Below are 23,549 nucleotides of genomic sequence, written 5' to 3' on the forward strand. Positions count from 1 at the left end.
TATCGGCTTAGTGTTTGATTAAATGGGCTGTAAATTGATCGTGCAGCGCTTTAATGACGATAAAGTATTTCTTTATCAGCATAAAAAACACCGCTTAGCTGCGGTGCTTTGGATGAGAACGATGAGCTTTTTCAGATAGCCTGATGTTAACACATCAGGCTTTGTTCTTTGCAGGCAGTGGATTGTCTACAGATTTACTCTGATAAAGTTACTCTGCTGCGTTATCTTCTAATAAGCCGCGGCTTCTTAACAGTGGCTCGATCCCAGCATCTTTACCACGGAACTGACGGTAAAGCTGCATTGGGTCGGCGCTGCCACCTTGAGACAAGATATTGTCTCTAAAAGCTTGGGCTGTTGCTGGGTCAAAAATACCATTTTCTTTAAATGCTTCAAAAGCATCGGCGCCTAAAATATCAGACCAAAGATAGCTGTAATAACCTGCAGAATAACCACCGGCAAAAATATGCGAGAAGTAACTGCTGCGATATCGTGGGGCAATTTCTTTAATTAAGCCCATATTGGCAAGTGATTCAGCTTCAAATTCGGCGGCATCTCTTAGTTTGGTGTCCGTTAATGTATGCCAGTCTAAATCAAGCTTAGTGGCTGCCATATATTCAACGGTAGCAAACCCTTGGTTGAATTTACTGGCAGCTTGAATTTTCTTAACAAGTTCAGTGGGGATCACTTCGCCGGTTTTATAATGTTTTGCAAACTGCGCTAACACTTCAGGTTGCGTCATCCAGTTTTCCATCACTTGTGAAGGGAACTCGACATAATCTCGCGGTACTGAAGTACCTGATTGAGAAGCATATTCAACCTTTGATAGCATTCCATGTAGCGCATGTCCAAACTCGTGGAATAGGGTGCTAGCCTCATCAAATGTGAGTAGTGAAGGCTCATCACGCGTTGGGCGAGGGTAGTTAAGTACATTGACAATAATTGGCTTTGATTCAACGCCGTTCATATTAGATTGTGAGCGGAAGGCATTCATCCACGCACCGCCACGCTTGCTATCGCGCACGTAGTAGTCACCCAAGAAAATAGCCATTAAAGAACCGTCTTTGTCATAAACTTCCCAGGTTCTGACATCTGGGTGGTACTTAGGTAAGTCGGTGCGCTCTTTCATTGTGATGCCGAATAAGCGATTAGCGGTATAAAATACACCTGATAATGTTGATTCAAGTGAAAAATAAGGACGAGTCTGTTGCTCATTAAAGTCGTATTTTGCAACGCGGATTTGATCTGAGTAATACCACCAGTCCCAAGCTTGTAGGCTAAAGTCACCGCCTTGTGAGTCAATAACGGCTTGCATATCAGCAACTTCAGCATTAGCTTGTGCGAGCGCTGCAGGCCATACTTTATCTAGTAAGGCGTAAACATTTTCTGGGCTTTTAGCTGTGCGTTCTTCTAATACAAAATGAGCATGAGTTTTATAGCCCATTAAGTTAGCTTTTTGTGCGCGAAGTGCCGCAATTTTCGCTAAACCTGCTTTGTTATCATTGGCATTATTATTATTGGCACGCTCAATATAACCTTTCAAAAGCGCTTCTCTTAAATCGCGATTTTCAGCATAGGTTAAAAATGGTGTAATTGAAGGACGCTGCGTGGTAAACACCCACTTGCCTTCATGGCCACGTTTTGTAGCTGTTGCTGCCGCAGTGTCGATTACGTCTTGAGGAAGCCCGGCTAAATCAGCTTTGTTATCGATAACTAACTCAAAGGCATTGGTTTCAGCCAGTAAGTTGTCACCAAACTCTAAGTTTAGTTTACCAATCTGTTCATTAAGGGCACGCAAAGTGCTCTTGTCTTCAGCTGATAGGTTTGCTCCGCCGCGAGTAAAGCGTTTGTAGGTATCTTCTAAAAGCTTTGTTTGAGCGGTATTAAGTTGATATGTGTCAGCTTGGTTGTAAACTGCTTTTACCCGCTGAAATAATTTATCATTTAAATAAATGTCATCACTAGCAGATGACAACATAGGTGAGACTTGTTTTGAAATTGCTTGTATCTCTGGGTTTGTGTGGGCACCGGTTAAATTATAAAAAACGCCCGATACTTTAGTGAGCAGCGCACCAGAAAACTCCATCGCTTCAATGGTGTTAGCGAAAGTCGCAGCATCAGAATTATTGGCAATGGCATTGATTTCTGCTTTGCGCTCAGCAATACCCGCTTCAAATGCCGGTAAGAAATGCTCATTTTTGATGTTATCGAAATCTGGGATTTCCATAAAGGTATCATAGGGTTTAAAAAATGGATTACTCACGTCTTGGCTGGTGCTAGCCGTAGCAACCGCATTGGGTGCTTGAGACGTTTGGACGCTTTCAACGTTATTATCTGAACATGCACTTAGCGCTAAAGTTAACGCCATGGCAGAAAAAAGTGGTGTGAGGGTTAGTCCCTTCATAATTATTTCCCTGTTTGCTTTGAAATGGTTGTCTAAATAACCCTATGCCGATGTATAAACCGTTAAAGAGTCACAAATCATCATTGTTATTTGTTTATGATTTGCTGCTAGATTAACAAATTTTTATCATACTTTCGTATACCTTTAGGTTACTTTTGTAACAAAACATAAAAAAAGGACCTAACGAGAGTTAAGTCCTTTATTTATTACTAACTAGTGATATGTAAACAAGGCTTATAATCTATGTTTAAGTCACACTATTTCGAGCAATGTTATGGTTTTAGAATTACTTTCACGCTGCCATCAACATCGGCTTCGTCAATATAACCGATAGCATTAGCATCTGCTGCTATTGCAGCTTTCATGCCTGATGCGTCACCAATGGTTGCTGGTGGTGTGCCTTTACCAGTAAATACCTGCTTTGACCAAAAAGCTTTAAGCTGAGCATCAGACTTACCCGTTACTGCGCTATGAAATTCAGAGCGGATAGGGTTGCCTTCTTCAAGTTCATAAACGACAAATGAAGAACCTTTGCCTAAAAAGGCTTTTTTAGCATCGGATTTGCTTATATCAGCAGCGGCTGGATTACCGATCACTACTACGGCAGCATTAACAGAAAACACACAGCTCACACTGAGCGCTAAAATAGATAATAATTTTTTCATTTCATCACTCCTAATTAAAATACTGCGTCAAATTGAACGGTATACACGGTAGTATCATCAAATTCTTTTGCTATGTTAGTCTCTAATCCACCAGATGTTTCGCCAAAATCATTAGAGTATGTGACGTCGAATTTTATGGCTAAATTATCAAGTGCATCCCAACGTAGGCCTGCACTGTATGACTTTCTTTGGCCATTAAAAATTGCGGCTTGAATTGCTGAAGCCTCATCAATAATAGTTCTGCTATCGTTATCTTTAGTTTCGAAGAAAGAAGCTGTTACATAAGGTGTGAAGTCATTGATACGGTAACCCAAGGTTAAATAACCTGAATCAGAATCAGGATAAGCGCCATCCACTTCGATGCGTGTTAACTCTGTAATGGCTAAGAAAGATCCATTATCGTAACTAGCGCCAACGCCCGCGAAAGTGCCTTTTTCTCGATCTATTTCTAGTAGCGTAACAGTGACATCGATCTCGGTATTTGGCATTAGTTCTTGTGTAATTTGACGCTTAACATCACCGTCTAAAATTGCTTCACCGTATAAGCCTCGTAGAGTCCAAGTTTCATCAGTCCAAGTAACATTGACACCTAAAATATTTTTCATGTCAACGCCAGCAGCTTCAGATTGTCCACCAAAAGCTTGAATGGTCATTGTTGAATCATCAAATTCAACATCGTAGCTAACATCTCCACCTGTATAGGAGGTAAATGGCACTGGGTCGTATACATCTGATGGTGGACGTACAAATGGCTGGGCATAACCAACATCAAGATAATCTGAGTACATATACAGTGGTATACGTAATTTACCTGCACGAGCTTGGATATTATTTTCAAAGCGATGAGAGATATAAGCCCATTCAGCTTCTACATCCCAATCATTTTCGCCTCTCATCATCAACTGCATAACAGCTTGAGTCTGATCTGTAATTGCAAACGTACCTTGTAAACCAAATTTGCTGCCTTCATTGAAGTTAGCTGAAGTGGTTGCTCCGGCATAACCTGCGTTGTTATCGGAAGTGATGAAAGCGCCCGTCATAAATCCGTTGAATTTGAAGCGTTCGGTCAAATTGGCAGTTTGATTTGCTTGTAATGATTTAACTTGTTGTTCAAGTTTGGCTAATTTTTCATCGGTAGCGTCATTGGCCACTGCAAGTGCTGGTAGCATTGCGACTGAAATTGCTAAAGGTAGCGCTTTCAAATTAAAACTCATAGTGTTACTCCTGGTTATTATTCTTAAGGCAGAAATAGTGTGATTTTCTACCTTTATATTTCTAATTATTAGACTTTAAATTGACCTGTAATGGATTGAAGCTGTTGGCTAACCCCTTCAATATCATGACTAATCCCGCCCATTTCATCCGTGGTAATTTTTACTTTAGCGGCATTGGTTTCAATATCTGCGACATATTGTTGAATGAGTTCTGAAGTGTTGTGTTGCTCTTCAGTGGCCGCGGCAATTTGGTCATTAACTATGGATATAGCACTGACTTTATTAGTGATATTGATTAATGCATCTCCTGCTAGTGAAGTGGTTTTTACGCCTTCTTCTGCGGTTTCTATTCCACGCTGCATTGCATCAACCGCTTGTGTTGAAGTAGAGCGAAGCTCTTGCAATACTTGTTGAATTTCTTGTGTTGAGGCTTGAGTGCGTGAAGCAAGCGTTCTAACTTCATCTGCGACAACGGCAAAGCCTCGGCCTTGTTCGCCGGCTCTTGCTGCTTCAATCGCCGCATTTAGTGCCAGTAAATTAGTTTGATCTGCAATCCCGCGGATAGTATCCAAGATGTCATTCACATTACTGGTAAAGGCTTCAAGTTGATTGACCACAACGGAGGTTGTTCTGACTTCTTCAGAGAGCTGGTTAATGGTAGTAATGGCTTTACTGACCACTTGCTGACCTTGTAAAGCTTCTTCATTGGCATTATCAGCTTCCGATGCAGCATTGGCGGCATATTCGGCAATGTGGGCCACGCTAACGAACATTTCTCTCATCGCATGGGATATTTGTTCGACAGATTGATTTTGCTCATTGACTGTTTGTTCACTATTTTTACAGCTATTGAGTAATGTTTGTGAAGCGAGCCCTAAACTGTCAGTAGTTTGCTTGGTATCAGCAATGCTGAGCTGTAATTTTGAAACAAATTGGTTAAACCAATGGACTAAATCTGCAATTTCATCTTTACCTTGGTAATCAACTCTTGAGCGTAAATCACCTTCACCTTCAGAAATATTACGCAGTGACTGAGTAACACTTTCAAGGGTAACAATGATTGAGCGGTTAACTAATAAACCAACCACAATCAGAAACATCGATGCAATGATACCGATAGCAAGCATTGAACTGGCTGCTGTATCTGAACTGGCCAGCGTAGTATCAATGCTTGATTCAAACTGCTGAGAAAAGGTTAATTGTTTATTGCTAAACCTTTCAACAAGTTGCTCATAGCGTTTGGCATTGGCTGCCGCTTGTATGGTGATTTTATTAAAATCAACATCACTTTTTAAAAACTCAGCGACCAAAAGTTGTGCATTATCAAAATACAGTGATAAATCATTTTGCATATTATTAGCGTCAAATGACTCAGCAGGCAGTAAGCTTTTAATTGCGTCTAAGTTGCTGATAACTTGTTTGACCATATTGGCGGCAGTCTCTAAGCTTTCTTCTTCGCCAGTGGTTACCGCTGTTTGTATATTTTGTTCCAATTGAAGTAACAGGCCTTCGTTAATAGTGGCTAAATTTAACGCAGGATATAGTTGAGACTGAAGATCATTTAACCGTTGCGCATTTTGTTGCACGCTTTGATTGTTAATTAATATCGAGATAATAAATGAAAATATTGCGACAATGGTTAATAACGCGATCCGATGCTTTATTTTTAAGCTATTTAATTTCATTTCGAATAATCCTACTTATCTAGCTAAAGGTGAGTCATTAAAGTTTCGGTTATATAATGATTGGCTGTTGTAAAATAGCTGATATTAAAAATGAAACTTTTACTTTTTGTTATCTTTGATTGCAAATCGCTATTGCTTGTGTGCGATAACTTCATTTTTTCAAGTTGTAAAACGTTTTTAGTATTTAAAATTAATGCCTTTCATATTGACTTATTGCCACCTTAGAGCTGTGGCATCCATCATTTGCTTAAAATTACCTATAACGGATATTGAACTATAAATAAAAATTGTTACCTTGTGGTTATTATAGTTGCTACGATGTTTAAGTCTGTTCCTGTTGTTACAATATCGGCAGTAATGTTCAAATACTTAAGTTTTATTTAATGTTTTTTTGAGTTGTTAAAATATTGATATAAAAATCTGCTGCGAAGAAGTGGAATTTAATTAGTTTTTGTTGCTGGGTTAACTTATTATTAACATTGCGTTTGGGTTTTAAGTTGATAATACAATCTTGCGTATAAATAGAGCTGTAATTTCATAAGTTTGAACATCATCATTAGTAGAAAGTTAGGAGGATTGCTGGGATATTTGAAAAATAGCGGCAGGCTTAATCTACAAAGCTTGAGTGATTTTATTGTTTATAGCGGTGTTTAAATAATAAGCACAATGAATGTTAGCGCTACAAAGGCGCATTAACTATTTATGTTGTAGCTGATTGTCCATAAATAGTTAATGCAGATGTTTGAGGTTTATTTTTAGTGCCCTAGGGTTTCTGAACCTGCTCGTCGTGGATCAGATGCGCCAAACAACCCCTTGTCGGTTATCACTATGGATTGAGTGCTGCCCATTGCGCTACTGGTTTTAACTTGATGGCCTTTGGCTTCCAGTAAAGTCACCGTATCGTTATTTAAACTGGTTTCAACACCAATGTAATCAGGCAGCCATTGATGGTGAATTCGCGCTGCGGCAGTGGCTTCTGCAATATTGAGTTTATGGTCAATGACATTCATGATTACTTGCAATGTGGTGGTGATAATTCGTGAACCACCAGGGCTGCCTGTCACCAAAAATGGTTTACCGTCTTTCATCACAATCGTTGGACTCATTGAGCTTAGTGGCCTTTTATGACCATCAATTGCATTGGCTTCACCGCCGATTAAGCCATAGGCATTGGGAATACCGGGTTTTGCGGAAAAGTCATCCATTTCATTGTTAAGTAAAATGCCGGTACCTGCAGCAACCAGCCCAGAACCATAACTGAAGTTTAGGGTATAGGTATTTGATACAGCATTGCCCCATTTATCGACCACAGAGTAATGAGTGGTTTGATTACTTTCGTAAACGGATAAATCACCAGGCTTAATTTCGGCACTAGGCGTGGCTTTGTTATAGGCAATTTGTTTAGCGATTGAATCAGCATACTTTTGACTAGTGAGTTTATCTGTCGGCACGTTATGAAAATCAGGATCGCCCAAATACTCACTTCTGTCAGCATAGGCATGCTTCATGGTTTCCGTCATTAAATGCAGTGTTTGTGCAGTATTGTGACCCAACTCTTCAATAGGATAGTGCTCGAGTACATTAAGCATTTCAATGATATGAATACCACCAGAAGAAGGGGGTGGCATGGATACCACTTTATAGCCGCGGTATTCGCCTGTTACAGGTGTTCTTTCAATGACTTGATAGTTTTTCAAATCATTCATGCTCATTATTCCGCCAGCAGCTTGAATCGCAGCCACAATTTTCTCAGCGGTTTCGCCTTGATAAAAGCCTTTACTGCCATGCTTAGCAATTAATGATAATGAATGAGCTAAATCTTTTTGCACTAAGGTGTCGTTAACGGCAAAACTGTCGCCATTACTTTTATAAAATATTTTGGCAGAACTTGGCCATTGTGAAATACGGCGTTTTAATCCATCAAGTGAATCTGCTAAGTCTGAATTAATTAAAATGCCTTTTTGCGCAAGTTCAATAGCAGGTTTAACGACTTCGCTCATACTCATGGTGCCATACTTGTTTAGCGCAAGTTCAAACCCCATCACAGTGCCTGGCACGCCAACCGCTAAACCATGTTCACGGCTAAGTTTTTTTACTACATCACCTTGTTCATTTAAAAATATATCTTTGTGGGCTTTTGCTGGCGCGGTTTCGCGGTAGTCGATAGCAATGGTTTTATCTTCTTTTTCAAGATGAACTAACATAAAGCCGCCACCGCCAATATTACCGGCTCTAGGTAAGGTGACCGCTAATGCAAACCCTACCGCGACAGCAGCATCAACAGCATTACCACCTTGTTTGAGAATATCGACACCAATGCGGGTTGCAAGTGATTCTTGGCTGGCAACCATGCCATGTTTGGCCCAAATTGGTTGTGAAGTATCAGAACGGCTATAAATCGATTGTTCATTTGCAGCATGCAGTTGTAGGGAAGTAAAAGATGATATGCTCAACGTCAGCGCAATACTTGTTGATATGACGATCGGTTTTAGTTTTGAAAAGAAACTCATTTTCAATCCTTTATAATTTTAATCATGTGTTGCAATGTGCCATAACTATGATCTAATACACAATATGTAACTGTGCTTTTTAAGGGAATATGTCTATCACACACACTATTGACTTGAATATTGGCTTTTATGATTCGGTGTCTGTTATTACTAAAGCTGAGTGGCAACGTATTTTTTCAGATCAAAACCCCTTTACTTCATTTGATTACCTTAATGCATTAGAGCAAAGCCAATGTGTTTCAGAGCAATCGGGCTGGTTGCCCAAACATATTGTGGTAAAGCAAGCAGGTGTTATTGTTGCTATTGCGCCTTGTTACGAAAAATCTCACTCTTGGGGAGAGTACGTGTTTGATTGGGCGTGGGCTGAGGCTTATGAGCGTAATGACTTAAGCTATTACCCAAAGTTAGTGCTAGCGGTGCCATTTACACCAGTAAGTGGTGAGCGTATTGGGTTTGATTGCTGTCAATCAAGTTTAAACAAAGCCGAGATCATCGCTGCAGTGAGTGAATTTCTAAATCAGACACTTGGGCAAGGGTATTACTCTTCTTGGCATTGTTTGTTTTTACCCAAGGCTGATTATTTGAATTTAGCTCAAGATAATATTTCAAGGCTAGGCACTCAGTTTCATTGGCATAATCATAACTATCAGCACTTTGATGATTTTTTGCAGCAATTAGTGTCACGTAAACGCAAAAATATCATTAAAGAGCGCAAGGCTTTAGCTAGGCACAATTTGGATTTTGAGTTTATTGATGGCGATAAAGCCACCGCTGCGCAATGGCAAGGCTTTATTGCTTGTTATCAACAAACCTATTTAAAACGCTCAGGTCATGGCGGTTATTTATCTGCTGAGTTTTTTTATCAAATCGCTAAGACTATGGGCGCAAGTATTAAGGTGCTGTTAGTGACAAAAGCGTCAGATGCAACAACGCACCAGCCGGCACAATTAATCGCTTCTGCATTATACTTTGCCACTGATACGCATTTATATGGCCGCTACTGGGGCTGCTTACAATTTATTGACGGCTTACACTTTGAAACCTGTTATTACCAAGGTATTGAGTACGCCATAGCGAACGGGCTTATGGTGTTTGATGCTGGGGCGCAAGGTGAGCACAAAGTGGCCAGAGGTTTTGTCCCCATTGAAACTTATTCTAATCATAACCTTACTCATCAAGGCTTTAGCAATGCTATCGAAGATTATTGCCTGCAGGAGCAACGGCACATAAAGCAATACATACAGCAGTTAGCTGAAAGTTCGCCTTATAAATAGCGTTTTGGCTAGCTTTGACAAACTAAGCCAAATGGTGTGCTTTTTATCAACGGATATTGAATGACTGCTTTGCGAGCCGCTATTTAATCCTTGATGAGGCTATTGAATTGATAGTGACGGCTGACATTTTTACTCACAAGGGCCCAGTTAGAATGACTTGTTCTTTGCTGGTGGTGATCAAAAGCTTGTTGGTTTTTAAAGGTTTCAGAGACGTAAAACTTAACAGGGTTGCTTGCATCTTGTGTGACTGAAAATGATAAGCAGCCAGGTTCTTGTTTTGTGAGTTGGCTATGCACCTTAAGTGCTTCAATCACCGCTTTTAATTCAGCCTCAGGGACTAGTATATAGCCTGTTAAGGTGACTTTATTCATGCTATTACTTATAGCATTGCTCATGTCATTACTCATGTTCGTAGGTCTTGTACTTATCTGTTTTATAAGATTATTCCAAGGCCAACCATAAGCCAACACCGACCATTAAACTGCCCGCTATGCGATTCATTAATTTAATATTATCCCCACGGGATAGAAAAAGTCTCAAGCTCTTTCCGCCACTGGCGTAAGCTAACATCGAAGCTGATTCTGTGAGCATGATAATCGACAATAACCAGAAAAGTTGCGTTCCAACAGCTTGGTCTACATTAATAAAAGGGGGCAGCAGTGAAATCATAAAAGCCCAGCCCTTAGGGTTGGCAATAGCGGTTATAAAACCTTGTGACATTAATGCGGAATTACTGATGCTAGTATCTGTTTGCTGGCCTTCGATAATGGCCATTTTTCCTTTTGAACGGCACATATTAATGCCAATATAAGCAAGATAAGCGCCGCCCAACCATTTTAAGACTGCAAATATATCAGGGTAGTTTAGCATCACGCTAGCCACGCCCATCACCGCCGCAATAGCCACCAATGCCACGCCAATAAGCTCACCTAGCATCATCCAAAGGGTGCGTTTAACGCCAATGCTCATACCTAAGGTCATTGCCAGTGTCATACACATACCGGGAGTGATCGATACAAAAAAGAAAGTGGGAATAAATACAGCTAATACGGTAAAATCTGGCATGAAGGTTCTAATGTCATTAAAGAAACAAGCGAGTAAGGAAGAGCAGAGTGTAAGGCTTTAAGATGTGAGTGTAAATGTGGCTGTGTTTTAATTTATTGCTATTTGAATACAACCCATAGCAAAGGTGCCGATGGATTGTATTCAATGCTATTTTTAAAATTGAGTGGCTTAAATATAGTGGTTTAAATTTAGTCACTTAGATTTAATAAGTTAACTTGGGTCAACCACGATATGTTCAAGTTCTATGGCGCACACCGCTTGCAAGGTATCCATAGTCGCATTGACTAAGCTTATCTTGCCCTTTGATGACTCAATGAGCACAACGCGGTTGATATCACTGTATTCACGGTTATGGCGAATTAAATTAGATAGCGCCATTTGCATTGGCATCATAGATGGGTTGAATGCCGCATTTTCAGCATAACGTCCACAATAGGTTTTGCCGTCTTTGGTTTCTAGTACTACTGCAGCATAATTATTGGTATAAGGCGCATAGCTTAGGCCTGCTTGATCTATGGCTTCAATTATCATGGGATCATCAGAGCTTAAACTAAACTCAATGTTACTTTTTGATAATAAAGGTTTTGTCACCTGCAAATCAGCAGGGCCAAAGGCATAGGGTAAATAATGACTAAGTAACTGTGATTGCTGACCTGGCAAGTGAATTTTAATACCAATGCCGTCGACCAATTCATTGATAAACTGACGACAATGACCGCAAGGGGTAAAGTTGACAACAATATCAATAATTTTTTGCTCGCCATTGAGCCATGCATGGCTTATCGCGCTTTGCTCGGCATGGACGGTATGAAATAGAGCTTCAGAAGCTAATTCAAAATTGGCTCCCATATAGATATCACCACTTTCACCCTTGGCGATTGCGCCGACATAAAATTCACTAATACTTGGCTTGGCGAGGGCGGCAGCAATTGGCAACAAGCTCAGTAGTAATTGCTCTTCATCTATTTGCGATGCTGTGACGAGCTGAGCTAATTGGCTTGCATCAATATGGCCACAAAAATCGTCATTAAGTAATGGTATTAATGCGCTTGCCAGTGGCTTGGGTAGTTGGGTGATGCTATCAATAAAGCGATTTTGCATGACCAATTCCTTTATAAAATGATTAATGACTAAAAGCTTGCGTTATAAGGCTTGTAAATACATACACAGTGCTTTTAGTAATTTCTGCTTATGTTCATTGTCGCTGGTTTCTTCCAACAAGTTTTCGAGATTAATCACATAATCGGCATCTGATAAACGTTGTTGGCAAAACTCTCGCCATCTTAATGACTCATCGTGGCTTAATGTTTCTGGGTAATTACGGCCACGATAGCGAAATAGCATCTGCTCAATGCGGGGATCGTCAAATTCTAGATTAAGCGCGGCTAAGTTTTCGGCTTTGGTATTGCGGATCATTTCCATTTTGGCTTTATCGGCGCGGCTAAAAAAACCGCCGCTATAAAGCATTAAATCAGGATCTGTCGCTGCAGGGTGATTATTCGCCTCGAATACCGCCTGCATTTTTTCTCGTAGCTCAGGGTGCTGTTTGAACAGTTTGTATTGCTGACGGGCAAAGTCCATATCAAATTGGTGCCTTGCTGCCACTTCTTCAGTGAGTAACTTAGGCGTACCAATAAATGGACATTTATTGACGTGGATTTGCTTTAACGGGATCGGTAATTCATCTGGGGCTAAATCGGCACGTGAGGTATACATGCGCTCGACGATATCTTCTACCGATAAGTCGATCAGTGGGCTAATATCCATTGCCAAATTAATACAAATCATGGCGTTTTTATTGGATGGATGCGGCGCAACAGGCGCGATTAAAGTGACACATCCTTTAGCTGCACTGATTTTAGAACTCACATGTACCAAAGGCTGCATAAAGTCGCCTTGGATTAATTCGGCAACTTTATTTTTATTACGAAGGTTAAAGTAATAATCATATAACTTAGGTTGTTTCTCTTTGATGAGTTTTGCAATGGCAATGGTGGCGTAAACATCACTCATAGCATCATGAGCTTGTTCATGACTTAAGCCATTAGCTTGGGTTAACTGTTCTAATTTAAAGCTTGGCGAGCCATCTTCTTTTAATGGCCAGTTGATGCCTTCTGGTCTAAAGGCATAACAGGCTCTGACTAAATCAATGATATCCCAGCGAGTGTTGCCGTTTTGCCATTCACGGGCATAAGGGTCAATGAAATTACGGTAAAAACCATAACGGCTAACTTCATCATCAAATCTTAGTGAGTTGTAGCCAACGACACAGGTATTGGGCTGGCTGAAAATGGTATTAATGCGCCCCATAAACTCTGATTCAACCATGCCTTTTAAATTGGCTAATTGCGGCGTGATCCCTGTAACAAGTATTGCTTCTGGTTTAGGAAGATAATCAGTTGCTTGCTTGCAATAAAAGTTTTCAGGCTCACCAATGATGTTTAAATCATAATCAGTACGGATGCCTGCAAACTGAGAAGGGCGATCTTTTGCTGGGCTTACCCCGAAGGTTTCGTAATCGTGCCAGAAGAGAGTAGGTTGTAAAGCGCTTGCCATAATTAACTATTGTCCTATAACTCATGTTTTGCCATCTTAGCACTGTTAATTACGAATGTTTACCTGTGGTAACTTGTTTGGCTGGATTTTAACTCTAGCATCGAGCATTTTTGCTGGTTTAAGGTTCGTTTGAGCAAATTATTCAACCTTGTTGATGGTATGAAAACCGCTTTGTCATTAAAGCTGAATTATGTAAAAAGCACTTAATTTTATAGGCTTAAGTATTAATTGGTGACGCAAATCATTTTGCTGGTTACAATTTAAAAAAATCAGAGGTAAGTACATGTATAACCATTTATTAAGTCAGCCCGTTAAATATGAAGTGGATCAGCATCAGACTTTACATCTTAGCCTACCTGATGAAGTAAGTGATTTTGCGATATTACCGGCATTGAGCCAGCCTATTGCTGAGGTCATAGTAAAAGAGCTGAAGTTTAATAATGCGAATGTGCTGCAAGGTGCGACTATCATTTTAACTTGTCAGCCACTTTTTAAGGTGTCTGTTCAAGAGCAAGTCAATACGATTGTAGATAATGATCACAATCTCATTAGCCAGCTAAAACGTGGCGTAGGCCAAGGCTTTCGTTTGTATACTCGCTCAGGTGTCGCACCGAAAAAATCCGCGACCATGTTAAGGCAGGGAACCACATTAGTCTTTTCATTTGCTGAAGCTCTACAAATTAAGGTAAAAGGGCAGCTTGGTGATGCCATTAAACTTGAAGATGATTTTAGACTTAATCAAGAACCTAAAGCATTAATGCATGCAAGGGCGATATTAGCCCGCAGCTTTAACTATGAAGACGCGCCGGCAACCATTGCGATAAATATAAGTGAGATCGAACAAGTGCGAGCTGAAATAACCGCTTATTTGTCATCAGAGCATAATAAGGTTAACGCAGTGATTGCCGCTCAGCTGATAAAGTTAGATAATCTACTCAGTCATAAACACCGCTGGTTACTCAGAACTTATAGTCAATCGCAGCAGCGCACTAATTTTGCTACTGCAGCCAATGAGTTATCAAAAAATGTTGAAGGTCTTCAGCGTAAACTTGAATGCTTTAGCTTGCTTGCTCCGGCGGATGTTAGCCAAATGGTTGATAAATTAACTGAAGAACATGAGTAGTTATTTGCTACAGCGGATCAATCGACACTATTTGTAAGTAACTGCATTGTAAGTAACTGCATTATAAGTAACCGAGACTATTTTTGAGTTTTCGGTGCTATTTATATTAGTTGTAGTCTTAACTAATCTCTAAATATAACTTAAATCACAAGCTAGAATTCAACTTAATCACCTTTTTCATTTCTATAGAGTTATGTCATGCAATATATTTGTCCAATCTGCCAAACAGAGTTATCACTGCACCAAAAATCATGGCATTGTCAAAATCGTCATCAATTTGATTGCGCTAAAGAGGGCTATGTGAACCTGCTTCCAGTGCAGAAGAAAAACTCCAAAGACCCCGGTGATAATAAAGACATGATGCTAGCGCGCCGAGAATTTCTGAACCAAGGCTATTATGAAAAGCTCAGTGAGAAAGTGAATCAGCTCGCGGTTAAGTATGCTGCTAATGCACAATGCGTGCTTGATATCGGTTGTGGTGAGGGGTATTACAGTAACAGGCTTCATAGCGCTTTAAATGAAAATAGCGCCTTAAATGCAAGCAATAATTCGCTTGATACCGCCCCAAAAGCCAATGTTGAACAAACATGTCACTTACAAGGGTTAGATATCTCAAAGTCTGCGATACGTTACGCCTCTAAACGTTATCCACAAATGGACTTTTGTGTTGCTAGCGCTTATGAGATGCCGTTTTCAGCGTCAGCGTTTGATTTGGCTATTCGTATTTATGCACCGTCAAAAGTAGAAGAGTTGCAACGGGTACTTAAAAAAGGGGCTATTTTAATTACCGTAGCACCTGGGCCAATGCACCATTTTGCAATGAAAAAAATTATTTACAGTGAGCCCAAACCCCATGATGAAGCCAAAGCGCAGATTGAGGGCTTTAGCTGCTTACATCAGGAGCGATTACAGTATCGGCTTGAGTTATCTAAAGTCGTTGATATTGAAAACTTTTTGAATATGACTCCCTATGCATGGAAATTAACAGCTGAGCAAAAGGCTGAAATTTCAAATCAAGGGCTTAGCTGCGAGTTAGACTTTAGTATCGAAATTCACATCCGTAATTGATTTGTCATATAGAACTGGTATTTTACTATTTGAATCTGATATTTAGTTGTGAATTTTGTTAGTCCGAGCACTGAATATTGTTGTTGTAGCATCTATATCAAATTATATAGCGATTTAGTTGACATACCCGCAAAAAGGTTCATAATCTATCGGGCTTGAAGGTTGGGCTTAGTTTATGTGTTTCAATACGACCAGTTTCGTCCTGTGAACATAAGTAAAACCGGCATTTTCAGCTCTACTGCCGTTAAGGCTTTAATTTATATATACAGGATTTATATCATGTCTCAAGTTACTGGTGTTGTTAAGTGGTTCAACTCTGATAAAGGTTTCGGATTTATCGAGCAAGAGTCTGGTCCAGACGTATTCGTTCACTTCCGTGCTATCAACTCAGACGGTTTCAAAACTCTTGACGAAGGTCAAAAAGTACAGTTCACTGTTACTCAAGGACAAAAAGGTCCTCAAGCTGAGAACGTTACTGTAGTTTAATTATTTCTAGCTTCGGCTAGTATAATTAATAAAGCTGTAGTCTTTGACTACAGTTTTTTTTTTGCTTTTTTTAACTATCCTTTGTTTAAATACCTTTATTTCAATAACTTAGGTTGATAAGTTGTTTTAACCCTTGTTGTTGCAGTATGCTCTGCTAGTTTAGATGTTGATTTGGTGACTCTCTCTTTAGTTGCATTCCATCAGCTTAGAAGCATCAATCCACTCCATTTTTTGCCTCGCTTTTATCTGCATCTGAAATACTTTTACTATTTATTTACTGTGATTGCTATTTCGTTACTGCCGATTTCTTAGTGTTTTCCCAGTCTGTTTCTCACTCTATTTTCGTTATTTGAACCTTGGATTTTGGGCGTTATAGCCACCTATGGAAATCTACAATTTGCTGATTTGTCCTAGTCAGCCAGTTTCAGCTGTATGTTTTCTTATGTTGATTTGATTTAGCTAATTGCAAAATGTATACGCTTCTATCAGGTTTACTAAGCAGATAAAGTCATCGTTCAATGTTGTTTTTACAGTTAAAAAATCGACATTTTTATTTTGGGAGCAAGTGCAGATTAAGAGCGGTTTGAAATTATTGAGGGTGCTAGGTGTGACGGGGGTCACGTTTTTGTTAATTGCTTTTAAAAATTAAAACCCAGCAATAATTGCTGGGTTTGTTAGATTTAATCAACTTAATGCTGCTTAATTTGAAAACAGTGTTTCTTCTAAGCTTCGTCCTTTCATCATTGCTTTATATTGCCATCCTTGCTCGGTAAATAATGTTAGTAATGACAACTCTAAGCTAAAGCTTACATCTATACGGTGCTCAATAATTATTTGCTCATCGTTGTTAATTTTCACATTGAGGATATTAGGCAGTAAACGCACCTTATCACTTAGTGCACTAATGTCTGCTTGCTGCATCGTCAAGGTTAAAAAGGCGGTTTCAGCATCAGCTTTCATTGACACCGATTGTTGTAGCTGACCGTTCTCTAAATAGACAACTTGATCGCACAGTTTTTCAAGCTCTTCTAAATTATGGGAGCTAATAACAAAAGTCGTTTCTACTGATAAGTCTTTTACTATTTGACGGATTTTTTTTGCGTTAACAGGATCAAGCCCTGCAGTGGGTTCATCAAGTAACACCAGTTTAGGCGAACCTATCAGCGCTTGAGCGATCGAAACTCGTTTACTCATTCCATGACTGAGGCTTTTAGGTAACATTTGCGCTGAGCTAGTTAAGTCAACTAATTCAAGCACTCTAAGTGCTTCTTGCTTAGCTTTCTTACCTGACATACCTTGTAATTTACCAAAAAAAGTAAGTTGCGACACTATACTAAAGTTGGGGTCTAACGCGGCGTCTTGTGGTAAAGCTGAGACAATATTTTGTAATTTAGCACTGCCTGGCTTTTCCCCAAAAATGCTTATTTCACCATTACTGGGATGAATAAAACCACAAAGTAAGCTAAAAAGGGTAGTTTTGCCGGCGCCATTAGGGCCTACAAGCGCGATAGGCGCACCAGCATCAAGTGACAGATTGATATTAGATAGCGCCACTTTATTGCCATATTGCTTAGAAATATTAGTACAGGTAATTAACTTCATAGTGCACTCCTTTGCATGTAAATTCGGCCAAGTGCAAGGATAACTATGGCTTGAATGATTGGGATCGGGGCGTAAATAAGCGAGCCAAGACCCTGAGTATTAATCATTAAAGATAACTGTGAACCCGGCAATACCCAGCTAATGAACGAAACTGCAGGTAGCTGACTATTAATAATGGCTATGACGATACCGCTGAGTGCCCAAAGGATTACCGCATAAATGCTGGCCATTCTGGCAGAGTTGGCGTACCAAGATAACACTGCCATCACTGCGGTATAGGGTAAAAGGACGATAGTGATACTCAAGAATACCGCAAAGCCGCTAATTACTGCATCGCCAAGTAAACTGGCATCACGACTTATTACCATCACAAGAGTGGCGATAATGGTCAGTAGTAATAGGCTTGATTGAATAAGCATTTGCCCTAAAAAACGGCCAAAGAAAATACTGTCTCTACTGACTCTGAGGCTTAAAAATCGGAATGATCCTCTTTGTTTATCAGAACTAAATTGATCTGCAGTAATGAAAATACTGAAAAAAGGAAACAGATATAAAGCAATACACCAAAACACTGCAAATTCAGCCACAGACCAATTAAATAATTGATCTAAGGTGCCAGGGCCGTATAGACCTTGGACCAAGTCTTTGGTTGCGGGTTCGAGTAGGTAGCTAGAGGCACTATTAACTGGGTATAAAAGGATAATCGCCCAGATCAAGGAAAAGGCGATTAATGCTGCAATGCCTTTGGTATTGGTAAAACGTTTACTGACCTCATAGGAGGCAATGAGCCATAATTGGCGTATTGCTGAAGGTCTTTGAGTTGAATCCATTTAGTATCAATCCTTGCAAATACAATAATATTTTAGTCATCATACTTTATCGCTACTATTTATCAGATTAATTTTTGTTAAATTACCGGCAAGCTGTGCTCAACAGTGTTGTTTGCTGAGCACGCAGTATAAAAAGTGGCTTGAGTGTAGATGCTTATTTATTAACAGTGTTAGTTTAATAATTGCTCGAGTTCTTGAAGGCGCTGAGTTAACTCACTGACTTGGGTTTCAAGTTGCTCCACTCTAGCGGCTAAGGCTTGTTTATCTGCTGCTGATGATGGCGTTCTTGCAACACTGGCATCGAATGATGTTGTGCCTTGTTCAAGGTATTGCTTATCAGAAAATAATTGTGCGTAACGATTATCACGACGGCCAGCTTCGCGGGGCAATTGGACGATTAACGGCTCTTCACGGCTGGCTAGCGCTTGTAATGTGGATTCGACTTGCTGAGGCGTTTCAAAAGCATGTAGTCGATTACAGCGGGTTTTGAGCTCACCGGGCGTTTGTGGCCCACGTAGCAGCATCACAATTATCACTGCAAGTTGATCACTACTAAGCCGTAAGTCACTGAACTCTGTATTACAAAAACGATGCTTGTATTTTACCACTCGACTGCCAAAACCTGACTGCTCACTGATAAGTCGCTTCTTGGCTAAATCATCAATAATGGTTTGTACTTCAGTCTCGCTTAATGCCATGACGGGTTCACGACTACTTTTTTGGTTACAGGCAAGGGTAATTGAATTGATTGAAAGCGGGTATTGCTCAGGGGTAGTAATTTCTTTTTCTAATAAACAGCCAATAATGCGGGCTTCCAGATTGCTAAGTTCCATAAATTACTCCAAATAAAAAAGCATGGTTTGTTATAACAGAACCATGCTTTTTATCAAATAATTTGGCTATTTAGGCTGCTATTTAAGTAATCTAATGCCGTCAGCTTCAATGCTAATTTGTTTCGCTTTGAATAAACCGCCAATGCTGCGTTTGAAGGCTTTTTTGCTCATGGCGAGTTGCTCGTAAATAATCGCTGAATCAGTTTTGTCATTTAATGGTAAAAAACCACCTGCGCGGTGCAGTTTATTAATAATGGTTTCAGCATTTTTATCAAAGCTTTGTTGGCTGTCTTTTTGTAAAATTAAATCCACTTTGCCATCTTCACGAACTAGCTTGATATAGCCTTTGATTGATTGACCAAAGCTTAGGCGTTGGAATACTTCATTTTGATAAAGCACGCCCCAATGGGCATTATTAATAATGGCTTTGAAACCTAAATCAGTGGTGCCACCAATGATTAAGTCAACTTCTTCACCCACTTGATATTCAGCAGGTGTCTTGTCTAAAAACTTATCGACTTTTGCTGATGCCATAATGCGTTCATCGGCTCTATTGGCATGAACATAAACTAGGTATGACTTACCTTCTTCAATGTGTCGATGCTGCTCACCAAAAGGCAGTAATAAATCTTTATCTAAGCCCCAATCTAAAAATGCGCCAAAAGGACCAGTAGCAATGGCCTCTAAATAAGCAAATTCACCCACTTGTGCATAAGGTGTTTGGGTGGTCGCAATAACAATATCTTCAGAATCGAGATAAAGAAAAACATCTACCATATCGCCGACTTGACAGCCTTTAGGGGCAAATTTATTGGGTAACAGCACTTGCCCAAGTTCTTCAGCATTTAGGTAAACGCCAAAATTAACTTGTTTAACGACCTCTAGGGAGTATTTCTTTCCGATCTGTATCATTCGCGACTCTGGTTAACTTAGGTTATGAAAAAACAGTTTGATTATATACGCAATCAGCTTGCTTGTAACTTGGGTTTCTAAACAAACTCATTGAAGTTAATTTTAGGTGATGACGATCATCTATACTGTCAGATAACATGCTATTGCTATTGGTTAGTAAGTTTTTGTTATTTAACAAAAAAAACATCATCAATTTGCAGTGGCTAAATATTAAGATATTTTTATATTAAAATGGATTTTTCTTGCTTGCATTTAACCGGTTAGCAGGGTTTAATTGCGCCGCTTTTTTATTTGCACTTTTCAAGTTTCTGTTGTGTCATAACCGTGAGACTGTTTGCTATGTTTATGGCTAGCGCATAGCAGGTATTGAGGCTTGATTGTTTGCTATTAACTGAGTCGTTCATGACCACATCGTTTTGGTCGCTTTGTATGACTCTTTTTGCTCACTTATTTCTACGTGGTGTTATTACAAAAATAACCACGTTGGACTTTTATAACATGATAAACAAATCAGATATTTATTACGAAACATTGCACGCTGGCTATGGTCAGTATTTTGAGGTTGAGCAGGTTTTGTTTGAACAAAAAACACAGCAGTGGCATTTAAGTATTTTTGAAAATAAAACATTTGGCCGTGTTATGGCGTTAAATGGTGCGATTCAAACCACTGAAAAAGATGAATTTGTTTATCATGAAATGATGACTCATGTACCTATTATTGCCCATGGTAAAGCCAAACGAGTACTCATTATTGGTGGCGGCGATGGCGGTATGCTAAGGCAAGTGCTTAAACATAGCGCGATTGAGCAGGTTACTATGGTTGAGATCGATGCTAATGTGGTTGAGATGTGTAAAACCTATTTCCCGCAGCATTCTCAAGGTGCGTTTGAAGACCCAAGAGTAAACTTGGTCATTGATGATGGCATGCATTTTATTGCCCAATGCCAAGACAAGTTTGATGTGATTATCTCTGATTGCACTGATCCGGTGGGGCCTGGTGAAGTACTGTTTAGTTCACCATTTTATGAAAATTGTAAACGCTGCTTAACTGAGCAGGGGATTTTTGTGGCCCAAAACGGTGTGGCTTTTTTACAGCCTGAAGAAATACAAGATACGGTTCGTAGAATGAGCCCTTATGTAAAAGACTGCTGGTTTTACACTGCAGCAGTACCGACTTATATTGGTGGCACCATGGCATTTGCGTGGGCTACCGATAATGTGTGTGCCAGACAGCAAGATTTAGCAACATTAACCCAACGGTTCGAGACGGCAAACATTAATACTCGTTATTATACGCCTGCTCTTCATATGGCAAGTTTTGCATTGCCAGCTTTTGTAGAAAATGCAGTCAAAAGTGCGCAAGTAACCACTGCATAATTTGCTTGATATAGACGGAATAAAAAATATGAAAGATTGGTCTATCGAAAATGCACGTGCAAGCTATAACGTGACTCATTGGAGCCAGCAGTATTTTGGTATTGCAGATGATGGCGAAGTGACTGTTACTCCAGATCCATCCAAACAAAACTGTACCATTGGCTTAAATGAACTCGCCAAAGATATGGTTAAAGCTGGGGTGTCGTTACCTGTATTAGTGCGTTTTCCGCAAATTTTGCATCGCCGAGTTGAAAACTTATGTGATGCGTTTAATGCCGCTATACAAAAATACGAGTATCAGAATGACTATTTATTAGTTTATCCGATCAAAGTGAATCAACAGCAAACCGTAGTTGAAGAAATTCTTGCCAGTCAAAAGTCTAAAGAAGTGCCACAACTTGGCCTTGAAGCAGGTAGTAAACCTGAATTAATGGCGGTACTGGCGATGGCGCAAAAAGCCAGCTCAGTTATTGTTTGTAACGGCTATAAAGATAAAGAGTATGTTCGCTTAGCCTTAATTGGTGAAAAGCTAGGTCATAAAGTTTATATCGTCATTGAGAAGTATTCAGAGCTTAAGCTAATTCTCGAAGAGTCAGCAAAACTTGGAGTGACACCACGTTTAGGTTTACGTACCCGTTTAGCTTTCCAAGGTAAAGGCAAGTGGCAAGCCAGTGGCGGCGAAAAATCCAAATTTGGTTTATCTGCAGCTCAAGTACTAAAAGTGCTCAATGAGTTAAAGCGCGTCGATAAGATGGAATCATTGCAACTTATCCATTTCCACTTAGGTTCGCAAATTGCCAATATTCGCGATATTCGCCAAGGTGTGAGTGAAGCCGCACGTTTTTATTGTGAATTACGTGAAATGGGCGCCTTGATTGATACTTTCGATGTCGGTGGTGGTTTAGCCGTAGATTATGATGGTACCCGAAGCCAAAGTAATAACTCGATGAATTACGGCTTAGCTGAGTACGCTAACAATATCGTTAATGTGTTAACCGATATTTGTAATGAATACGACCAACCTATGCCACGAATTATTTCAGAATCAGGTCGCCATTTAACCGCGCATCATGCCGTGTTAATTACTGATGTGATTGGCACCGAGTCATACTATCCTGAAGAGATCCATCCGCCTGAAGAGAGTGCGCCGCAATTACTGCACAACATGTGGATGTCATGGACGGATATGAGTGAGCGCCCAGATAGCCGCGCCATTATCGAAATTTATCATGATACGCAAAGTGATATTGCTGAAGCGCATTCATTATTCTCAATGGGTCAATTGACTTTAATGCAGCGCGCTTGGGCTGAGCAAACCAATTTACGTGTTTGTCATGCACTTAAAAGCTTATTAAGTAATAATAACCGTTTCCATCGCCCTATTATTGATGAGTTGAATGAAAAATTAGCAGATAAGTTCTTTGTTAACTTTTCATTATTTCAATCAATTCCAGATGCTTGGGGGATTGATCAGGTGTTCCCAATATTGCCGTTAAGCGGTTTAGATAAGCCACCTGAAAGACGCGCGGTCATGCTTGATATTACCTGTGATTCAGACGGTATTGTTGATCAATATGTTGATGGCCAAGGCATTGAAACGACGTTACCTGTGCCTGCATGGTCAGCTGAAAGTCCATATTTGATTGGCTTTTTCATGGTCGGTGCTTATCAAGAAATTTTAGGTGATATGCATAACTTATTTGGTGATACCAATTCTGCGGTTGTGCGTGTAGAAGACAATGGCTTACCTAATATTGAGTCTGTGTTGGCTGGCGATACCGTTGCTGATGTGCTGCGTTATGTCAATCTTGATGCAGTTGCATTTATGCGTACCTATGAAGAGCTTGTGAATCAGCATATTGCTGAAGATGAAAGAGCATCAATTTTGGAAGAGTTACAGTTAGGTCTAAAAGGTTATACCTATTTAGAAGATTTCTCGTAAAAGTGT

19 protein-coding genes are annotated in these 23,549 nt (G+C 39.9%); 6 read left to right on the forward strand and 13 right to left on the reverse strand.

All coding sequences use genetic code 11. The features are described from left to right. Nucleotides 1-208 precede the first annotated feature (208 nt). From AB4160_RS04945 to ggt, 5 genes are all read right to left on the reverse strand, one after another. On the reverse strand, nucleotides 209-2,401 hold the full coding sequence (locus AB4160_RS04945) for a M3 family metallopeptidase (protein ID WP_372003761.1): 2,193 nt from the start codon (nucleotides 2,399-2,401) through the stop codon (nucleotides 209-211). Nucleotides 2,402-2,673: 272 nt separating this feature from the next. Next, the gene (locus AB4160_RS04950) at nucleotides 2,674-3,066 is read right to left on the reverse strand and encodes a phosphate ABC transporter substrate-binding protein (protein WP_102476215.1); all 393 of its coding nucleotides are present in this window, start codon (nucleotides 3,064-3,066) and stop codon (nucleotides 2,674-2,676) included. Between the two features lie 14 nt (nucleotides 3,067-3,080). Continuing rightward, nucleotides 3,081-4,280 carry an outer membrane protein gene (locus AB4160_RS04955; protein ID WP_102476216.1) on the reverse strand — a complete coding sequence of 400 codons (1,200 nt, stop codon included), beginning with the start codon at nucleotides 4,278-4,280 and terminating at the stop codon, nucleotides 3,081-3,083. Between the two features lie 68 nt (nucleotides 4,281-4,348). Further along, nucleotides 4,349-5,965, reverse strand: coding sequence for a methyl-accepting chemotaxis protein (locus tag AB4160_RS04960; RefSeq protein WP_372003763.1), 1,617 nt, complete (start codon nucleotides 5,963-5,965; stop codon nucleotides 4,349-4,351). Between the two features lie 755 nt (nucleotides 5,966-6,720). After that, complete coding sequence (gene ggt, locus AB4160_RS04965; RefSeq protein ID WP_372003765.1) at nucleotides 6,721-8,475, reverse strand: gamma-glutamyltransferase; 1,755 nt, start codon at nucleotides 8,473-8,475, stop codon at nucleotides 6,721-6,723. Between the two features lie 89 nt (nucleotides 8,476-8,564). Here ggt and AB4160_RS04970 point away from each other — a divergent pair, with 89 nt between their 5' ends. Further along, the gene (locus tag AB4160_RS04970; RefSeq protein ID WP_372003767.1) at nucleotides 8,565-9,749 is read left to right on the forward strand and encodes a GNAT family N-acetyltransferase; all 1,185 of its coding nucleotides are present in this window, start codon (nucleotides 8,565-8,567) and stop codon (nucleotides 9,747-9,749) included. Nucleotides 9,750-9,832: 83 nt separating this feature from the next. Here the strand turns inward: AB4160_RS04970 and AB4160_RS04975 are convergent, their stop codons facing one another. The 4 genes from AB4160_RS04975 to sbcB form a co-directional block, all read right to left on the reverse strand. After that, nucleotides 9,833-10,144 carry a putative quinol monooxygenase gene (locus AB4160_RS04975; protein WP_241904050.1) on the reverse strand — a complete coding sequence of 104 codons (312 nt, stop codon included), beginning with the start codon at nucleotides 10,142-10,144 and terminating at the stop codon, nucleotides 9,833-9,835. 46 nt (nucleotides 10,145-10,190) lie between these two features. Next, nucleotides 10,191-10,814 carry a LysE family translocator gene (locus AB4160_RS04980; RefSeq protein WP_303445808.1) on the reverse strand — a complete coding sequence of 208 codons (624 nt, stop codon included), beginning with the start codon at nucleotides 10,812-10,814 and terminating at the stop codon, nucleotides 10,191-10,193. 210 nt (nucleotides 10,815-11,024) lie between these two features. After that, nucleotides 11,025-11,915 (reverse strand): cytidine deaminase, encoded by an 891-nt coding sequence (gene cdd, locus AB4160_RS04985; RefSeq protein ID WP_102476222.1) that lies wholly within the window; start codon nucleotides 11,913-11,915, stop codon nucleotides 11,025-11,027. Nucleotides 11,916-11,957: 42 nt separating this feature from the next. Beyond that, nucleotides 11,958-13,370, reverse strand: a complete 1,413-nt coding sequence (sbcB, locus tag AB4160_RS04990; protein ID WP_102519660.1) for an exodeoxyribonuclease I — start codon at nucleotides 13,368-13,370, stop codon at nucleotides 11,958-11,960. Between the two features lie 283 nt (nucleotides 13,371-13,653). On the opposite strand from sbcB, the gene AB4160_RS04995 reads away from it, so the two are divergent. From AB4160_RS04995 to AB4160_RS05005, 3 genes are all read left to right on the forward strand, one after another. Further along, the gene (locus AB4160_RS04995) at nucleotides 13,654-14,493 is read left to right on the forward strand and encodes a hypothetical protein (RefSeq protein WP_372003770.1); all 840 of its coding nucleotides are present in this window, start codon (nucleotides 13,654-13,656) and stop codon (nucleotides 14,491-14,493) included. 198 nt (nucleotides 14,494-14,691) lie between these two features. Continuing rightward, on the forward strand, nucleotides 14,692-15,561 hold the full coding sequence (rlmA, locus tag AB4160_RS05000) for a 23S rRNA (guanine(745)-N(1))-methyltransferase (protein ID WP_102519661.1): 870 nt from the start codon (nucleotides 14,692-14,694) through the stop codon (nucleotides 15,559-15,561). Nucleotides 15,562-15,840: 279 nt separating this feature from the next. Beyond that, entirely contained in the window at nucleotides 15,841-16,047 is a 207-nt protein-coding gene (locus tag AB4160_RS05005; protein WP_012155714.1) for a cold-shock protein, read from the forward strand. Between the two features lie 699 nt (nucleotides 16,048-16,746). Here AB4160_RS05005 and AB4160_RS05010 read toward each other — a convergent pair. The 4 genes from AB4160_RS05010 to AB4160_RS05025 form a co-directional block, all read right to left on the reverse strand. Beyond that, nucleotides 16,747-17,649, reverse strand: a complete 903-nt coding sequence (locus AB4160_RS05010; protein ID WP_102438269.1) for an ABC transporter ATP-binding protein — start codon at nucleotides 17,647-17,649, stop codon at nucleotides 16,747-16,749. After that, nucleotides 17,646-18,479 carry an ABC transporter permease subunit gene (locus tag AB4160_RS05015; RefSeq protein ID WP_102476226.1) on the reverse strand — a complete coding sequence of 278 codons (834 nt, stop codon included), beginning with the start codon at nucleotides 18,477-18,479 and terminating at the stop codon, nucleotides 17,646-17,648. Before AB4160_RS05015 ends, AB4160_RS05010 begins: the two co-directional genes overlap by 4 nt. A gap of 170 nt (nucleotides 18,480-18,649) precedes the next feature. Continuing rightward, the gene (locus AB4160_RS05020; protein WP_372003772.1) at nucleotides 18,650-19,312 is read right to left on the reverse strand and encodes a YceH family protein; all 663 of its coding nucleotides are present in this window, start codon (nucleotides 19,310-19,312) and stop codon (nucleotides 18,650-18,652) included. A gap of 78 nt (nucleotides 19,313-19,390) precedes the next feature. Then, the gene (locus tag AB4160_RS05025) at nucleotides 19,391-20,224 is read right to left on the reverse strand and encodes a S1 RNA-binding domain-containing protein (protein ID WP_102438265.1); all 834 of its coding nucleotides are present in this window, start codon (nucleotides 20,222-20,224) and stop codon (nucleotides 19,391-19,393) included. A gap of 498 nt (nucleotides 20,225-20,722) precedes the next feature. On the opposite strand from AB4160_RS05025, the gene speE reads away from it, so the two are divergent. Further along, entirely contained in the window at nucleotides 20,723-21,601 is an 879-nt protein-coding gene (gene speE / locus AB4160_RS05030; RefSeq protein WP_198589280.1) for a polyamine aminopropyltransferase, read from the forward strand. Nucleotides 21,602-21,629: 28 nt separating this feature from the next. Beyond that, nucleotides 21,630-23,543 (forward strand): biosynthetic arginine decarboxylase, encoded by a 1,914-nt coding sequence (gene speA / locus AB4160_RS05035; RefSeq protein WP_102438263.1) that lies wholly within the window; start codon nucleotides 21,630-21,632, stop codon nucleotides 23,541-23,543. Nucleotides 23,544-23,549: the final 6 nt, after the last annotated feature.

The organism is Shewanella sp. 10N.286.51.B8, assembly GCF_041469325.1.
Lineage (GTDB): Bacteria > Pseudomonadota > Gammaproteobacteria > Enterobacterales > Shewanellaceae > Shewanella.

What these genes read in the sequence shown, in the direction of transcription:
- AB4160_RS05015 (WP_102476226.1), bottom strand. Translation starts at nt 18,479, where the DNA reads ATGGATTCAACTCAAAGACCTTCAGCAATACGCCAATTATGGCTCATT.
- AB4160_RS05020 (WP_372003772.1), bottom strand. Translation starts at nt 19,312, where the DNA reads ATGGAACTTAGCAATCTGGAAGCCCGCATTATTGGCTGTTTATTAGAA.
- AB4160_RS05025 (WP_102438265.1), bottom strand. Translation starts at nt 20,224, where the DNA reads ATGATACAGATCGGAAAGAAATACTCCCTAGAGGTCGTTAAACAAGTT.
- AB4160_RS04950 (WP_102476215.1), bottom strand. Translation starts at nt 3,066, where the DNA reads ATGAAAAAATTATTATCTATTTTAGCGCTCAGTGTGAGCTGTGTGTTT.
- AB4160_RS04945 (WP_372003761.1), bottom strand. Translation starts at nt 2,401, where the DNA reads ATGAAGGGACTAACCCTCACACCACTTTTTTCTGCCATGGCGTTAACT.
- rlmA (WP_102519661.1), top strand. Translation starts at nt 14,692, where the DNA reads ATGCAATATATTTGTCCAATCTGCCAAACAGAGTTATCACTGCACCAA.
- speE (WP_198589280.1), top strand. Translation starts at nt 20,723, where the DNA reads ATGATAAACAAATCAGATATTTATTACGAAACATTGCACGCTGGCTAT.
- AB4160_RS04995 (WP_372003770.1), top strand. Translation starts at nt 13,654, where the DNA reads ATGTATAACCATTTATTAAGTCAGCCCGTTAAATATGAAGTGGATCAG.
- speA (WP_102438263.1), top strand. Translation starts at nt 21,630, where the DNA reads ATGAAAGATTGGTCTATCGAAAATGCACGTGCAAGCTATAACGTGACT.
- ggt (WP_372003765.1), bottom strand. Translation starts at nt 8,475, where the DNA reads ATGAGTTTCTTTTCAAAACTAAAACCGATCGTCATATCAACAAGTATT.
- AB4160_RS04980 (WP_303445808.1), bottom strand. Translation starts at nt 10,814, where the DNA reads ATGCCAGATTTTACCGTATTAGCTGTATTTATTCCCACTTTCTTTTTT.
- AB4160_RS04960 (WP_372003763.1), bottom strand. Translation starts at nt 5,965, where the DNA reads ATGAAATTAAATAGCTTAAAAATAAAGCATCGGATCGCGTTATTAACC.
- AB4160_RS04970 (WP_372003767.1), top strand. Translation starts at nt 8,565, where the DNA reads ATGTCTATCACACACACTATTGACTTGAATATTGGCTTTTATGATTCG.
- AB4160_RS04975 (WP_241904050.1), bottom strand. Translation starts at nt 10,144, where the DNA reads ATGAGCAATGCTATAAGTAATAGCATGAATAAAGTCACCTTAACAGGC.
- AB4160_RS04955 (WP_102476216.1), bottom strand. Translation starts at nt 4,280, where the DNA reads ATGAGTTTTAATTTGAAAGCGCTACCTTTAGCAATTTCAGTCGCAATG.
- cdd (WP_102476222.1), bottom strand. Translation starts at nt 11,915, where the DNA reads ATGCAAAATCGCTTTATTGATAGCATCACCCAACTACCCAAGCCACTG.
- sbcB (WP_102519660.1), bottom strand. Translation starts at nt 13,370, where the DNA reads ATGGCAAGCGCTTTACAACCTACTCTCTTCTGGCACGATTACGAAACC.
- AB4160_RS05010 (WP_102438269.1), bottom strand. Translation starts at nt 17,649, where the DNA reads ATGAAGTTAATTACCTGTACTAATATTTCTAAGCAATATGGCAATAAA.
- AB4160_RS05005 (WP_012155714.1), top strand. Translation starts at nt 15,841, where the DNA reads ATGTCTCAAGTTACTGGTGTTGTTAAGTGGTTCAACTCTGATAAAGGT.